The organism is Rahnella sp. PD4, from assembly GCF_049199325.1.
Taxonomy (GTDB): Bacteria; Pseudomonadota; Gammaproteobacteria; order Enterobacterales; family Enterobacteriaceae; genus Rahnella; species Rahnella perminowiae.
The window spans coordinates 523112-537933 of the sequence record NZ_JBLZQF010000001.1; the positions used below are offsets into that span (position 1 = coordinate 523112).

General features: G+C 54.1%; 14 protein-coding genes. 4 read left to right on the forward strand and 10 right to left on the reverse strand.

The genetic code is table 11. The features are described 5' to 3' along the window. Positions 1 to 15: 15 nt before the first annotated feature. The 9 genes from ACOZIO_RS02280 to ACOZIO_RS02320 form a co-directional block, all read right to left on the reverse strand. Entirely contained in the window at positions 16 to 1218 is a 1203-nt protein-coding gene (locus ACOZIO_RS02280; RefSeq protein WP_421594889.1) for a CaiB/BaiF CoA transferase family protein, read from the reverse strand. After that, positions 1215 to 2759, reverse strand: a complete 1545-nt coding sequence (locus tag ACOZIO_RS02285; RefSeq protein WP_129990660.1) for an HAL/PAL/TAL family ammonia-lyase — start codon at positions 2757 to 2759, stop codon at positions 1215 to 1217. The genes ACOZIO_RS02280 and ACOZIO_RS02285 overlap by 4 nt, the downstream gene beginning before the upstream one ends. After that, entirely contained in the window at positions 2756 to 3640 is an 885-nt protein-coding gene (locus ACOZIO_RS02290) for an ABC transporter substrate-binding protein (protein WP_129951390.1), read from the reverse strand. The genes ACOZIO_RS02285 and ACOZIO_RS02290 overlap by 4 nt, the downstream gene beginning before the upstream one ends. Positions 3641 to 3674: 34 nt before the next feature. After that, positions 3675 to 4382 carry an ABC transporter permease gene (locus ACOZIO_RS02295; protein WP_129951391.1) on the reverse strand — a complete coding sequence of 236 codons (708 nt, stop codon included), beginning with the start codon at positions 4380 to 4382 and terminating at the stop codon, positions 3675 to 3677. Next, the gene (locus tag ACOZIO_RS02300; RefSeq protein WP_129951392.1) at positions 4379 to 5029 is read right to left on the reverse strand and encodes an ABC transporter permease; all 651 of its coding nucleotides are present in this window, start codon (positions 5027 to 5029) and stop codon (positions 4379 to 4381) included. Before ACOZIO_RS02300 ends, ACOZIO_RS02295 begins: the two co-directional genes overlap by 4 nt. 4 nt (positions 5030 to 5033) lie before the next feature. Then, a complete protein-coding gene (locus tag ACOZIO_RS02305; protein ID WP_217157515.1) occupies positions 5034 to 6128 on the reverse strand; it encodes an ABC transporter ATP-binding protein in 1095 nt (364 codons plus the stop codon). A 262-nt stretch (positions 6129 to 6390) separates the two neighbouring features. After that, positions 6391 to 7239, reverse strand: a complete 849-nt coding sequence (locus tag ACOZIO_RS02310; protein ID WP_129951394.1) for an AraC family transcriptional regulator — start codon at positions 7237 to 7239, stop codon at positions 6391 to 6393. Between the two features lie 160 nt (positions 7240 to 7399). Beyond that, a complete protein-coding gene (locus ACOZIO_RS02315) occupies positions 7400 to 8167 on the reverse strand; it encodes a phytanoyl-CoA dioxygenase family protein (protein WP_129951395.1) in 768 nt (255 codons plus the stop codon). Positions 8168 to 8314: 147 nt separating this feature from the next. Continuing rightward, positions 8315 to 9211: a LysR family transcriptional regulator gene (locus ACOZIO_RS02320; RefSeq protein WP_129951396.1), complete on the reverse strand. Its 897-nt coding sequence runs from the start codon at positions 9209 to 9211 to the stop codon at positions 8315 to 8317. 156 nt (positions 9212 to 9367) lie between these two features. On the opposite strand from ACOZIO_RS02320, the gene ACOZIO_RS02325 reads away from it, so the two are divergent. The 4 genes from ACOZIO_RS02325 to ACOZIO_RS02340 all read left to right on the forward strand — a co-directional run bounded on the left by ACOZIO_RS02325 (position 9368) and on the right by ACOZIO_RS02340 (position 13173). Continuing rightward, positions 9368 to 10093, forward strand: coding sequence for a pirin family protein (locus tag ACOZIO_RS02325; RefSeq protein WP_129990656.1), 726 nt, complete (start codon positions 9368 to 9370; stop codon positions 10091 to 10093). Between the two features lie 515 nt (positions 10094 to 10608). Further along, positions 10609 to 10884 (forward strand): helix-turn-helix domain-containing protein, encoded by a 276-nt coding sequence (locus ACOZIO_RS02330; RefSeq protein WP_235174269.1) that lies wholly within the window; start codon positions 10609 to 10611, stop codon positions 10882 to 10884. A gap of 349 nt (positions 10885 to 11233) precedes the next feature. Then, positions 11234 to 11794 carry a GNAT family N-acetyltransferase gene (locus ACOZIO_RS02335; protein WP_129951399.1) on the forward strand — a complete coding sequence of 187 codons (561 nt, stop codon included), beginning with the start codon at positions 11234 to 11236 and terminating at the stop codon, positions 11792 to 11794. A 35-nt stretch (positions 11795 to 11829) separates the two neighbouring features. After that, positions 11830 to 13173, forward strand: coding sequence for an LLM class flavin-dependent oxidoreductase (locus ACOZIO_RS02340; protein ID WP_129951400.1), 1344 nt, complete (start codon positions 11830 to 11832; stop codon positions 13171 to 13173). A 186-nt stretch (positions 13174 to 13359) separates the two neighbouring features. Here ACOZIO_RS02340 and ACOZIO_RS02345 read toward each other — a convergent pair whose 3' ends face one another. Then, positions 13360 to 14655 (reverse strand): NtaA/DmoA family FMN-dependent monooxygenase, encoded by a 1296-nt coding sequence (locus ACOZIO_RS02345; RefSeq protein WP_129951401.1) that lies wholly within the window; start codon positions 14653 to 14655, stop codon positions 13360 to 13362. Positions 14656 to 14822 lie beyond the last annotated feature (167 nt).

Consider the following 14822-nt stretch of genomic DNA (forward strand, 5'->3'; position numbering starts at 1 on the left):
ATTATCTGCCTCCGGTTAAATAACGCCCTGTTGCTCCAGTGTGTCCATCTCCTGCGAAGACAGCCCCAGTTGCGCGCTGAGAATGGCGCGTGTGTGTTCACCAAGCCGTGGCGGCATTAAATCGGGTATCTGATGCATGCCGCTCAGCTTCACCGGCTGCGGTAAAATACTGATTTCACCGGCGACCGGATGCATCACCTGATGCAGTAGTCCCCGTTCAGCGGCATGCGGGCTTTGCAGCAGTTGATCCAGCCCCCAGACCGGGGCGGCAGGAATGCCGTCTGCATCAAGCAGGGCGAGCGCCCCGTCCACGGTTTTGTCGTGCAGCCATTCTTCAATCAGCACCCGTAATGCGTACTGATGTTTCAGGCGCTGCGGATCCGTGGCAAAACGCACATCCTGCACCACTTCCGGTTTACCTATAGTCTGTGCCAGACGGCGGAACAGGCTGTCATTCGCCACGGCAATCACCAGATAACCGTCGGCCGCACGGTAGCTGTCCATCGGGGCGCTGATGGGATGTGCATTGCCCAGTCGCCCGGCCAGCGGCATGCCGCCCAGCAGTTGTGTCAGCGAGACCATTTGCATCGATACCATCGCGTCGAGCATGGCGACATCCACATGCTGCCCGAGACCGCTGATGCCCCGTTGCAGCAATGCCGCCAGAATGCCCCACGAACAGTACAGCCCCGACACCACATCACCAATCGCATCCCCCACCCGGGTCGGTTCACCATTCGCCCAGCCGGTGACCTGCATAATGCCGCCCATTGCCTGGATCACATGGTCATAAGCTGCTTTGTGCGCCAGCGGCCCGTGCTGACCAAAGCCGGAAATACTGGCATACACCAGCTTCGGATTGATCTTCTTCACAGCGTCATAATCAATGCCCAGACGCGTGGTCACGCCGGGCCGGAAGTTTTCCACCAGCACATCAGCGCCTTCAATCAGTTGTTCCAGCACCGCCCGTCCCTGCGGAGATTTCAGATTCAGCGTCAGGCTTTTTTTGCCGTGATTAAGCAGCATGAAGTAGGTACTTTCACCATGAATATGCGGCGTGAAATCACGGGAATCGTCACCTTTACCCGGCATTTCAATTTTGATCACTTCCGCACCCAAATCATTGAGCAGCGAAGCGCAGTAAGGCCCGGCCAGCACGCGGGAAAGGTCAAGCACTTTGATCCCCTCCAGCGGCCGTGATGTCGCGGATGTACTCATACATTTTCTCCGTCAGCAAGGTCTGCGAAAATCAGGGGGGTCAGCGCGCGCAAGATATCGCCCTGTCCGATCAGCTGACGGATAGCCAGCATATCCGGATACATTTCCTCGTCACTCTGCCGGAAGGCCACCTGCCCGCGCACCAGAGACAATACGGTTTCCGTGCCCGCTGAGGCGCGCAGCGGACGGTGGAATTCCACCGCCTGCGTGGCACACAAGATTTCTATCGCCACAATATCAATGGCATTTTCAACGGCATCAATCGCTTTACGCGCCGCTGTTACCCCCATGGAAATGTGATCTTCCTGTCCGGCACAGGTGGATACGGTATGCACGCTGGCCGGTGCTGCCAGTGCACGGTTTTCCCCTGCCAGCGCGGCCGCAGCGTAAGGCGGGATCATCATGCCTGAATGCGCCCCGCCATTGGCCACCAGAAAAGCCGGTAATCCGCTGAGATGACTGTTTGTCAGTCGGTCAGCGCGGGCCTGCGAACCGGTGCTGAGTTGCGCAATGGCAATCGCCAGTGCATCCAGACACAACGCCACCGGCGCACCGTGCCCGTTGCCGCCCGGCAAAACATTCAGCTCCCCCTCTTCCACAATAAACACCGGATTATCTGTGACCGAATTAACTTCGGTAGTCAGCGTTTTCAGGCAGTAACTCAGTACATCCCGTACCGCGCCATGCATTTGCGGAATGCAGCGCAGGCTCAGTGCGTCCTGAACGCGAAAATCCCGGTATTTATCCAGGATCTCGCTGTCACGCAGGAAACAGCGCAAAATCCGCGCGGTTTCCTGCTGGCCGTCGTGCGGGCGCAATGCGTGAAGGCGGGCATCATACCCGCGGATATTCCCCTTCAGCACTTCCAGGCTCATGCCACCAGCAGCATCAGCCGCCGGCAGTAATTCGCGGAAGGCTTGCGCCGCCAGACAGCCCAGCGCAGTGATTTCATAGGTGCCGCTGACCAGCGCATGGCCTTCGCGCGGACCGGGAATGCGCACGGCAATCCCCGCCCGTTCCAGTGCTTCCCGTGCCGGTAACAGTTCGCCCTGATAGAACGATTTTCCGTAACCAAACACCGACAGCCCGATATGCGCAGTGGCAATCAGGTAACCAACCGACCCCTTGGCAGGCGACCAGGGCGTCACCCCCTTGTTAAGCATGTCGGCCATCGTTTGCACCAGCGCAGGGCTGACGCCACTGTAGCCCTGCAGCAGCGATTTCATCATCACCGCCATCATCGCCCGCACTTCATGCTGCGCCAGCACCGGCCCCGTACCGCAGGCGTGACTTTTCAGCATATTGAGCTGTACGTCAGAAATTTGCTCCGGTGATAAGCGCTGAGTGACCAGGTCACCCACGCCGGTGGTCAGGCCGTAAATGACTTTGTTGTCGGCAATCGCCTGCCTGATTTTCTCATGCACGATCAGCATGGCATCTGACGCTGACGGGTCCGGCAACACCGGTGCCCCGTAAGCGATATCCGCGATATCACGGACGGAGGTTTCCGCCGTGCCTAAGATGACAGTGCGCGTCATCATTTATCCAGCCCGTGCCCGGCCAGCCACTCTTTTGCTACGGCATCCACACTTTCAAAATTCGCCAGTTTACCGTTCATCACGATCAGATCGCTGGTGGTCAGTTGTCGGGACACGTTGTTCAGCGTGGTTTCGACCACCTCGCTGGCTTTGTCTTTAGCAATCAGCGGCACAATATTTTGCGCCGGGAATAAGTGTCTGGAATCTTCCAGCGCCACCAGATTTTTCGTTTTAATCGCCGGGTCGGTTGAGGTCATGTCCGCGACCTGAATCTGATTATTGGTCAGCGCAGACAGTGTCAGCGGGCCGGCGACGTCGAGCACTTTGAAGTTTTTAAAGGTCAGGCCGTACACTTCGCTCAGCCCTCTCACCCCTTCACGACGGGTTTTCCATTCTGCCGGACCGCCCAGAACCAGCGTTTTCGCCACCGGTGCCAGATCACTGATGTCTTTCAGATTGTGTTTTTTGGCCGTTTTCTCAGTCACAGCCAGCACATCACTGTCCTGCGCGGCTGAGATATCCAGCATTTTGATTTTTTCCGGTAAAGCTTTTGCCAGTGCCGCCGCCACATCTTCAGAAGAATGAGCCTGCGTTTTTTCGTCGAGATAACTCAGGGTGGCACCACTGTATTCCGGGATCAGATTAATGGAGCCATCAAGCAGCGCGGGCATATACACCTCACGGCTGCCAATATTAAGTTTGGTTTCCACCTTCACATTTTTTGCTGCCAGTGCCTGCTCATAAATAGTGGCAATCAGCTGGCTTTCGGGGAAATCCGCTGAGCCGATGATAATAGTGCCCCCCGTATCAGCGGAAAACGCAGCAGGGACGTGTACGACGGCAGCAGAAAACAGGGCAACGGCGAGCAAATTTTTCAATTTCATTTTTGTCAGGCTCCGGAATGAGTGAGTAGATAATTCAGTGATTCGATAAAGGAATGGTTTTTTTACGGCGGCGCTCACGCTGCCGCAATCCTGGTGAAACAATGAAACGAATTAAAAAAGAGAAAAATACATCAACCAGTAACGCTAATATTCCCACCATAAAAGCACCCGCAACCATTTGCGGATAATCATTCTGTGCACGGCCATCAATAATCAGCCGCCCTAAGCCACCAAGCGAAACATACGCTGCAATCGTGGCTGTAGACACAATTTGCAGCGCAGCACTGCGGATACCGGATAATATCAGCGCCAGCGCGCAGGGTATTTCTACCGCCAGCAACAGTTTCAGCGGTGAATACCCCATACCGGTTGCGGCATCAATAACTGCCGGATTAATTGCCCGGATGCCGGAATACACCCCCATCATAATGGGCGGTAAGGCCAGAATAATCAGCACAATCAGACAAGGCACAATAAAAGCCAGGTCCGATTCAAATACCGGCCCGAACAGAATTACCAGCAAGATGATTAACCCGAATGAAGGCAGCGCCCGCATGGCATTGGCGCTGCCGATTAATAGCGTCGCACCTTTACCGGTATGGCCGACATAGCAACCAATCGGAAAAGCAATAATCACCGCGATGAACAACGCTTCAATGCTGTAAATCAGATGCTGAAAGATGAGCATCAGCAAACCGTCATCATTGAGCCAGTGACCGGAGTCCAGCAACCAGTTAATCATTTCGCATTCCTTTTCGGTTGCCATGTGGTCATTTTATTGCCGGTACGCAGCACCAGATTATCCAGCAGCAACGCCAGCACAATGCACAGGAAAATACCGGCAATAATCGGTGTCAGGAAATGCAACTGAAAACCCTGGGTGAACAATGCCCCCAGTTGCGGCATGCCAACCAGCGCCGAAATCGACACAATACTGACATTCGAAACCACCACCACCCGCATACCGGCGGCGATGACCGGCACGGCCAGCGGTAATTCCACGCTCAGGAAACGCTGCAAGGGTCGGTAGCCCATGGCGACAGCGGCCTGGCGGGTATCATCCGCCACAGAATCCAGTCCGTCGCATACGGTGCGGATCAGCAACGCAAATGCATACAATGTCAGGGCCACCACGACATTAACCACATCCAGAATCTTTGTGCCCAGCAGACCGGGCAATAGAACAAATAACGCCAGTGAAGGAATGGTATAAAGCAATCCTAATAAATTCAGAATACCGTCTTTAAATTTTCCGCATCGGTGTAAAACACCGCCTACCGGAATAGCCAGTGCCAGCCCGATCAATACCGGAATAACAGACAGGTAAATATGCCAGCCGAGCAGCGTTAATATATTTTCCCGCTGCTGAAATAACCAGTCAAAACGCATGGCACTACCTCACAGTCCGGGAATAAGAAAGTGAAAAGACGTGTTCTATAGTGGCCGTGCCGATAAAACGCTGATGTTCATCTACCACAATACCGCGCTGACAGGGAGAACTTAATACGGCATCCATTAGCTGTCGCAGCGTGCCATTTTTCGGCGCGAAGGTACTGCCGAGATTAATATCTTCCGCATCCACGGTTATTTTATTTTGTGTGACATCATACCAGCCGAGCGGACATTCATTTTCTACCACCAGCACCCAGGCACTTTCTCCGGCAAGGGCTCTGGCTGCATTGACGGAAATACCCGGCTCGATGACAGGTTCTTTCGTCAGACTGATATTCCCGGGGATGCTGTCGAAGGAAAGTTTACGGTATCCGCGATCACGACCAATAAAATCAGCAACAAACGCATCCTGTGGTTCATTGAGTAATTTCACCGGCGAGGCGACTTGCGCCAGACGCCCCCCGGGGCGGAAAACGGCGACCTGATCGCCTAATTTCATCGCCTCATCAATATCGTGAGTAACCATAATAATGGTCTTGCCGATTTCACGCTGTAACCTTAAAAACTCATCCTGTAACTGTTCGCGCACCACCGGATCGACAGCGCTGAAAGGTTCATCCATCAGCATAAATTCCGGGTCCGATGCCAGCGCACGCGCCACGCCCACCCGTTGTTGCTGACCGCCGGATAACTGCCACGGATAGCGCTCCGCCATCGACAGGGAAAGCCCGACCAGCTCAAGTAATTCGAGGGCCTTTTTACGCGCAGCCGTACGTGTCGCACCGTTGAGCAGCGCCGTGACCGCGATGTTGTCCTGCACGGTTTTATGCGGAAACAGCCCCGCGTTCTGGATCACATAACCTATTTTGCGGCGTAATTTTACCAGGTCCATTCCGGCGGTCGGCTGCCCGTTCAGCAAAATGCTGCCCGAAGAGGGTTCGATTAACCGGTTGATCATACGCAGCGAGGTGGTTTTGCCGCAGCCCGAGGGCCCGACCAGCATGGTGATTTTCCCTGTCGGCGCACTGAACGACAGCCTGTCTACAGCCACCGTACCATCTGCGTAAAATTTGCTTATGTTCTCAAATGAAATCATTACATTTCCAGCCACATTACGGAGTGTTTTTCACAGGACGCCTGCTTGTGATCATTTCGCAGACCTGACATGTACTAACTTGTATGTACAACCTAGCAAGCAGAATGCCAACTTATCAAAACGGAGGAATAGCGGCAGAATATGGCGATTGTGACGGGCAGTGAGGCATAAAAGTGAACAAAAAATGACGTTTTTTTGCACCAGAAAAAAACAATTCGCCCCATTGCGGTGCGGAATGTTTTACTTTCTGGCTACAGGCTGGCTACGACTTTCGATCCGACAACTGGCTCAGCCACTGACTGCGATATTCAGAAGGCGAACGGGCGGTGCTTTTGCGAAAAACGCGGCAGAAATAGTTGCTGTCAACAAAGCCGCTGCTGGCTGCCACTTCTTTGATTTTCAGCTCATAGCCTTTAAGCAGCAGTTTCGCCTTTTCCAGCCGGACATGATTCAGATACTCACTGAAGCCGATATCACCGGATTTCCGAAATAAATGAGACAGGTAATTGGGGGTGATATGGAAACGCTTTGCCACGTTTTCGCGCGTCAGCGGCAGTGCGGCATTCTCTTCAATATATTTTTTGATGACCTCAAACAGCGCACCGCTGCGGGTGAGGATCTGCGCCCGGTTGGCGAGCTGTTCCTGACAATGACTTAACAACCCCGCGACCACGCAGCGCGCGGTTTGCTGGTCGTCAGGATTAGAGATAATTTCATTCATCGCCTGCAACAAAAACGAGCCTACCCGCGGACCAAGGCGCGAAACACTTTGCTTATCGGTACCGGTAAATGTCACGCCATCCCAGAACTGCAAACTGAAACCCAGTTTTTCTTTACTGAACAGAATACTCAGCACTGTCGCGGACTGATCCCACACCATCAGATTCCACTTCCCGCCCGGAATATACAGTGCATCGCCCTGCCTCAGCAGCCCTTTACCGGCGGCGATGCTGCGATCACGGACTTCGCCTTCAACCACAAATTCGATACGCGGAAAACTAACCACCGAGGCCAGCTCGGGCGCAGGCAGGGAATTATCAGGGAACCGGACAGCAAACGCATCACTGCCGGATACCGATCGGAACAGTGTTTCTATCACGTCTTGCAGCATGGCAGCCTCTCAGAGGATTTCTTTTGATCATAACATACACCTAACAAATACGCGGTAATCCCGCCTGCCACACCGTGCCCCTTCTGGTGTCCATTATAAGACCCGGTAAAATGCAATAAAAAAGCCTGACCGGCGGCCAGGCCCGGAGGGAAACAGCCATTCAGAGCACGTCGAGCAACCATTTTTGCGCAGGCGTCAGGCGGCTTGCCGTTTCCGGCGTCAGCCATTTACGCTGATCCTGCTGCTGCGCATCGGCACGATCAATATACAAACTGTGCAGCACCCGGCGACGTGTGCCGGCGTGGTTATTGGTACCACCGTGCCACGCATGAGCGTTATAGATCATCACACTGCCTGCCGGTGCCTCAAACACCACCTCATCCGGATGCGGCAATTCGACATCCGCCAGCACGTCCTCCGGCAATTCCGGGCGGTGATGAGTGCCCGGAATAATACGTGGCGCACCGTTGGCGGCACTTAAATCGTCAATCGCCACGATAGCATTGACCAGATGCACCTTTGGGAAATCCGGACGCGGTTTTTTCCAGTCAGCATGCAGCGGCTGATGTCCTCCCCGGTGCAGCGCTTCACGACCATTGAGACTCGAAACCTTAAACGCGCCGCCGAAAATATGGTGGCACACGGACAGGATCAGCGGATGCGACCAGACCTTTTCCCACACAGTGCCTTTGTTGATCATATTGGCGATACGGGTGGCGGTGGCTTCCTGATGATGTTCCACCGCGAGATTATCGCCCTCTTTTTCCACCAGCGCGTCAAACGTGACACGCATATCCGCCAGCCAGTCCTGGTCAATCACATCATGAATAATCAGGTATCCGCGCGTCTCCAGTTCGTCCGCCTGTGCCGGTGTTAACGGTTGTGTTGCGCCCAGTGCTGCAAGATATTGCTCAGATGAATGATTCATTTCCCGCCCCTTCAGTTAACGTTTGCGTAACATGAAAGTACGGCAGTTTTTATAGGAAAAAACGATGCTAATCCTACGAAACACTGGATTTATGTGTGATCGCCAAAAAAGTGTGAGACAGATCGGCTTACATCCGCAGCATGTCTCTCAGACCGCCACCAGCAGTTGTGCCTTGAGTCTCTCCTGTAAAAAGTCGAGAAATACCCGGGTGACTTCGCTGCGCTGACGATGCTGCGGATAAAGGGCGTGCAGGCTCAGCGGGCCGGGATGAAACGCATCGAGTACGCGAACCAGCGCCCCGTATTGCAGTGCCGGGCCGACGATAAATTCCGGCAGTAATACCAGCCCCAGTCCGGCGACGGCCGCATCGCGTAACACTTCACCGTTATTGCTGACAATCGGCCCGCGCACATCAAACAGACGGCGTTTGCCGTGCAGCTCCAGCTCCCAGCCGGTCTGTCCTTCACGCCCGTAACGCAGGCAGTGATGGCTGAGCAAATCCTCCGGCGTTTCCGGCGTTCCCTTGCGCTGAAGATATTGCGGGCTGCAACAGATCACCCGCTTCAGCTCGCCCAGGCGCCTCGCCACCAGCGACGAATCGGCCAGATTACCAATGCGCAACGCAATGTCGAAACCTTCACCCACCAGGTCAACATAGCGGTCGACCAGTTCTACCTGAAACTGAATAGCCGGATGCTGACCTAAAAACTCGGCAATCAGCGGTGAGAGATGGCTGATGCCAAACGACATCGGAATGCTGATGCGATATGCCCCCTGAAGCGCCTGCCGTTTGGGCGACACCGCGCGTTCGGCTTCTTCGATGTCATCGAGGATCCGCTGAGCATGTTGCGCGAACAACTGACCGGATTCGGTCACCGACAGTTTACGGGTGTTGCGGTTGAGCAGCCGGGCATTTAAGCCAGCCTCCAGCGACGCCATACGGCGACTGACATATTGTTTTGATAGCATCAGTTGTTCAGCCGCTGCGGTAAAACTCCCGGCCTTTACCACCGCAACAAAAATACGAAGATCTTCTATCTGCATCTTATCCGCATCCTTGATTATCATGCCGCTGATTGTCCACCAAAACGTGACATTGATAGTCAAACCAGCGCATTGTTGAGCAAATTAGTTTACGTGTATTCTCTGTTCATCGGAAGCGCAAACGCACTTCCCCCCTGACAAACTGAGGAGCACATCATGATCGAACAACGTCTCTCTGAACAACGCGGCCTGGGTGATCACGGCTGGTTACATTCACGCCATACTTTTTCCTTCGCCAGTTACTGGGATCCGAAACAGGTCGGTTTCTCAGACCTGCTGGTCATTAACGATGATCAGGTTGCACCGGGCCGCGGCTTTGGCGCACATCCGCACAGCAATATGGAAATTATCTCTTATGTTCTGGAAGGCGCGCTGGAGCATAAAGATTCGATGGGTACCGGTTCTGTGATTGTTCCCGGTGATGTACAGCTGATGAGCGCCGGTTCCGGTGTGACACACAGTGAGTTCAACCACTCCGGCGACGAGAATGTCCATTTCCTGCAAATCTGGATTGTGCCGTCTGAAACGGGTACCAAACCGGGTTACCAGCAAGTTTCTGTGGCTGAAGCGGAAAAACGTGGCCAGTTCCGTCTGGTTGTCTCGCCGGAGGGTGACAACGGCTCACTGACGGTGCGTCAGGACATGAAGATTTACGCGGGTTTCTTCGACGGCGCAGAACAGGCCACGTTTGATCTGGATCCTGACCGCTATGCCTATATCCATGTGGCACGCGGCAGCATCAAAGTGAACGGCATTGAGTTCAGAACCGGTGACGGTGCCCGTATCCGTCAGGAAGATAAACTCACCTTTACAGACGGTGATCAGGCAGAAGTATTACTTTTTGATTTGCGACCGGTGGAAGTGAATCACCCGTCCCGCTAATTAAAGCACTTAACAGGCATATTGCAGACATTTTCAGCAATATGCCTGCCTTTTTGCGCCCTCTCCCTCATGGGTAAAAATGCCTGCTGCAAAGCTCTGCAACATATATTTTTCTCTGGAAAGCAAATCCCATCTCAGTGGTTATCCAGTTGGTTTAGCACCCTTGCTTACGTTATATTTGCCTTGCTGCGTCAAAAAAACGCGGCGAGGTTTCGCAGCCTGAATACCACATCGGAAATACATATGTAATAATTATGTATTAGCCTCGGTACACCTGTCAGATGCAGATGCTTGTAATTTGTACATCCTATGGTGACTCAGGCAAGGCAGCCCCCGGGCTGGCCGGATTCCGATGTGACCGGTACTGCGAACCTTGTCTGAGCCACCACCAAAAAGAGTTTCGCAGCTCCGGTGGTGGTTAACTATCACATCGGAGAATACACATGAAACTGCCCCATAGTCCGACATTTCTGCCGTTTCCTACCTCATATATTCAGCAACATGAGGGTGAAATCCTGATTAATCAGGACTGGCACCCTGCCGACATCATTGCTGCACTGCGCAAAAAAGGCACCACCCTGTCTGCGGTTTCACGCGCGGCGGGTTTATGTTCAACCACCTTAGCCAATGCGCTTACCCGTCCCTGGCCAAAGGGTGAGTTGCTGATTAGCCAGGCTATCGGTGTGCCGCCTTCTATCATCTGGCCAAGCCGGTACTTCGATAAGCGCACCATGCAATTTGTTGAACGTCCGCTGCGTACACCGGCCAAGAAACCCCCTACAGACGAGTAGTAGCATCTCCTCAGGGCGTTGTAAAAACGCCCTTTTCCTTCCTCTCCCTGCTCTTAACTCCCTGAATTCGGCACATCGCAGCCGTGGCGCGGGAAAAAGCCTGCGCGCTGTCGCCAGACACTCTGTTTCAGTTGGCGCCGTGACAGACTGGAAATCTTGCCCGTAGGATCTTAAATGCAAAGGAAGATAGTTTTTTCTCTTTACTCCTCCCCTGCGAAGGGGAGGGAGCTTTATGACCGGCCCTATTCCATCTCCCGCAACTGCATAGCAACTATTGTTGTTTTACATCGCTTGTCCCTGACTTTAATAATCATTGTTAACGATGTGTTGTGAACTAAAGGAACGGAATATGAGCCATGTGATCCGCCTTGCTCAGGAGTCTGAAGCAGCGGCGCTGCACAGTCTTTTGCAAAAGGCTTACGAGCCGCTGCTGGAACATAACATTCATTTCACCATTACCCGCGCCAGCGTTGAGGATGTGCGGGATGTTATCCGTAATGAAACCACTTATGTGCTGGAAAAAGACGGTGTACTGACCGCGACACTGACCACCCGTTTTCTGTGGACACCCGCGAAAAATCATCTTGCGCCATGGCCGTTTGTGCACTGGTTTGCGGTGGCAGAACACGCCAAAGGCCAGGGATTTGGCAATGAAATTATCCGCTACGTGGAAGAGACGTTTTTGCGGGACACGCTGAAATCACCGGCGGTGTATCTGGCAACGGCGGTGAAACATCCGTGGCTGACCGGGTTGTATCAGCGACGGGGTTATGAGCCATTTCATACCGCGACCAACCCGCTGGGTGTGGAACTGGTCTATTTGCGCAAAATTCTCAACCAGCAGGCATTCGAAGCACTGGAGCAGGCACCGCTGGTGCGCTCTATCGCTGAATTACGCACGCTGGTTTAACAGCGGCTGAATAATATATTCTTAAGGATGAAACAATGAGTCAGAAAAAACAAATACGCCTGGGTGCCATTATTCAGGGCGCATCCGGAAATATGTCTGCATGGCGTCATCCGGATGCGGTTGCTGATGCCAGTATTAATATTCAGTTCTGCCAGCAATTAGCGCAACGAGCTGAACAGGCTAAATTTGATTTCTTATTTGTCGCCGACGGACTTTATATTACTGAGAAATCTATTCCGCATTTCCTCAACCGTTTTGAACCGATTACCCTGCTTTCTGCCCTGTCGCTGGTCACCCGCAAAATCGGACTGGTCGCCACATTATCCACCTCCTACAGCGAGCCGTTTACCGTCGCGCGTCAGTTCGCCAGCCTCGATCATCTGAGTGGTGGCCGGGCGGGCTGGAACGTCGTGACCTCACCGCTGGAAGGCTCGGCGAAAAACTTCTCCCGCGATAAACATCCGGAACATGATGAGCGTTACCGCATCGCCAGTGAATACGTCAGCGTGGTGAAAGGACTGTGGGATTCCTGGGAAGAAGATGCCTTTGTGCGCAACAAAGCCACCGGCCAGTTCTTTGTGCCGGAGAAACTGCACACACTTAATCATCACGGCAAATACTACTCGGTGCAGGGGCCGCTGAACGTCGGACGCTCGCCGCAGGGCCGTCCGATCGTCTTTCAGGCCGGAGCATCGGAACAGGGCAAAGCTTTTGCCGCCGAAGCCGCTGATGCCATTTACACCCGTCAGGAAACCCCTGAACTGGCCCGCGAGTTCCGGCTCGACGTCAGGCGTCAGCTGGTGTTAAACGGCCGTGACGCTGACGACATCCGCGTCTTTCAGGGTATCAGCGTGATTATCGGTGACTCGCCCGCCGACGCCGAACGCAAATATCAGGAAACGGCGCAACTGGTGACGCTGGAAAGTGCTCTGGATTATCTTGGCCGCTATTTCGAGCATCACGATTTTGCGCAATATGACCCCGACGCCCCCTTCCCCGACATAGGTAATTTGGGGCAAAACAGCTTCCGCAGCACCACGGATGAAATCAAACGCAACGCCAGCGAGCGCGGGCTGACCCTGCGTCAGGCCGCGCTGGAAGCCGCCACGCCACGCCCGACCTTCTCCGGTACTGCCGAAGACGTTGCTGACGGACTGGAACATTGGTTCACGTCGGGCGCTGCCGACGGCTTTATTGTCCGCGGCGGAACCCCGACGGCGTTCGATGATTTCACCGACAGTGTGATCCCGATTTTGCAGGCACGGGGAGTGTACCGGACGGAATACGAAAGTGAGACGTTGCGGGGAAATCTGGGGTTGCGGGAGCCGGAGAATCAATTCACTGCTAAGAGTGTGCCTTCCGATGCACTGACGGTTTAGAATCAATACCTTGGGTTGCCACTCAAACTGGCTTTAAGGTCAAGGTCGTGGGCTCGCCGCCCACACTGGCCCAAAGGGTTTTAAACGAAACCCTTTGGAATCCTGCGTTTTTTAACTGCGCGCTCCGCCCGCAGTGAAAGAGCCTGGGGGGTCTTGGGGGAGTGGGCCGACGCCCACGACCTTGATCTACGGCAGTCTGGATGCTAATCCAAGATTCCCCCTGAAATCCTCCTCCCCGTATTCGGTATCGATAAGTTTCCTTTTCCGTAACTCCGGCAACAGGCCGTTGATCAGCAAGTCTTCCTGATCCACCTGCCCGAGGCCATGCAGGGAAATGACATCCAGCACACCGGCGCGGTAGCGTTCTTCGATGGCGTCGGCCAGCTGTTCCGGCGTACCGGCGACAAACCAGTGGCCGGTTTCCTGCGCCTGTATGATCAGTTCGCGCAGCGTCAGTCCCTGCAAGGCGAAACGCTTAAAAATCTCTGCCCGGCCGCGACGGCGGTTTATCTGATCGACATCCGGTAACAACCGCAGCGGAACGGGCTGATCCAGCGCAAGGTCGCGCAAATCAATGTCACCGCCCAGCATATCCGCCACTTTAAGACGCCCCTGCTGATAATCAATACGCTCGTGTTTTTCGAACAACCGGCGCGCCACATCAGAAGGGCCTGAGCCGATGACCGAGTGGAGCGAGTTCATGATGAGCGGCCGGTTTTCATGTCGTCCGAAGGCATCAGCATGATGATGAACGCGCTCCACGAAGGCCCGGGCGTCTTCCAGTGTGGGTTGCGAGGTGTAGATCACCTCCGCGTATTTCGCGCCAAGTTTCAGCCCTTCTTCTGACTGCCCGGCCTGAAACTGTACCGGCCGGTGTTGCGGCGGCGGCGGAACGTTCAGCGGGCCCTGGACGCGGAAAAAATCCCCGTGATGATTGATCGGATGCAGCTTGCGCGGATCTATACTCACCCCGCCGCTTTTGTTGCGCACCACGGCATCCGGCTGATTGGCATCGAACAGCGCGTTAATCACTTCAATAAACTCTGTGGCTCTGGCGTAACGCACTTCAGGCGCAGGCAGCCGGATATCGCCGAAATTCTCTTCGCCGACTGAAGACGTTACTGCGTTCCAGCCCGCACGCCCGCCGCTGACGTGATCAAGCGTGCCGATCAGCCGCGCCAGATTATACGGATGCTGATAGGTGGTGGAAACCGTGGCTATCAGACCGATTTGTGACGTGACCTGACTCAGCGCCGCAAGGGTTATCAGCGGATCCTGACTCCCGGTCGGGCCGGAAAGCCCGTCAGGATCAGCCTGTAATAAATCGGCCGTAAACAGCCCGGTGATTTTTTCTTTTTCTGCGATATTAGCCAGCGTGATGGCACGTGAAATACCCGTCTGGCGGCGGGTATCGTTCGAGGCGTGGATCACGCTTCCTGCCCCGACCAGGGTCTTTAAGCGTCTGCGGGATGTATTCGTCAAGCTGCTCTCCTTTATCTGCACATAACTGCCTGCGTTTAAATTGCCTGCGTTAAAAATAGAGACCGCCGCTGATTACACCACGAAGAAAAAAGCATTTTATTACCCTCAAATGAGATAAGCCGGTATTTCGCCTCTTGGTTAAGCCATAGAAACCCCTTAAGTCATTT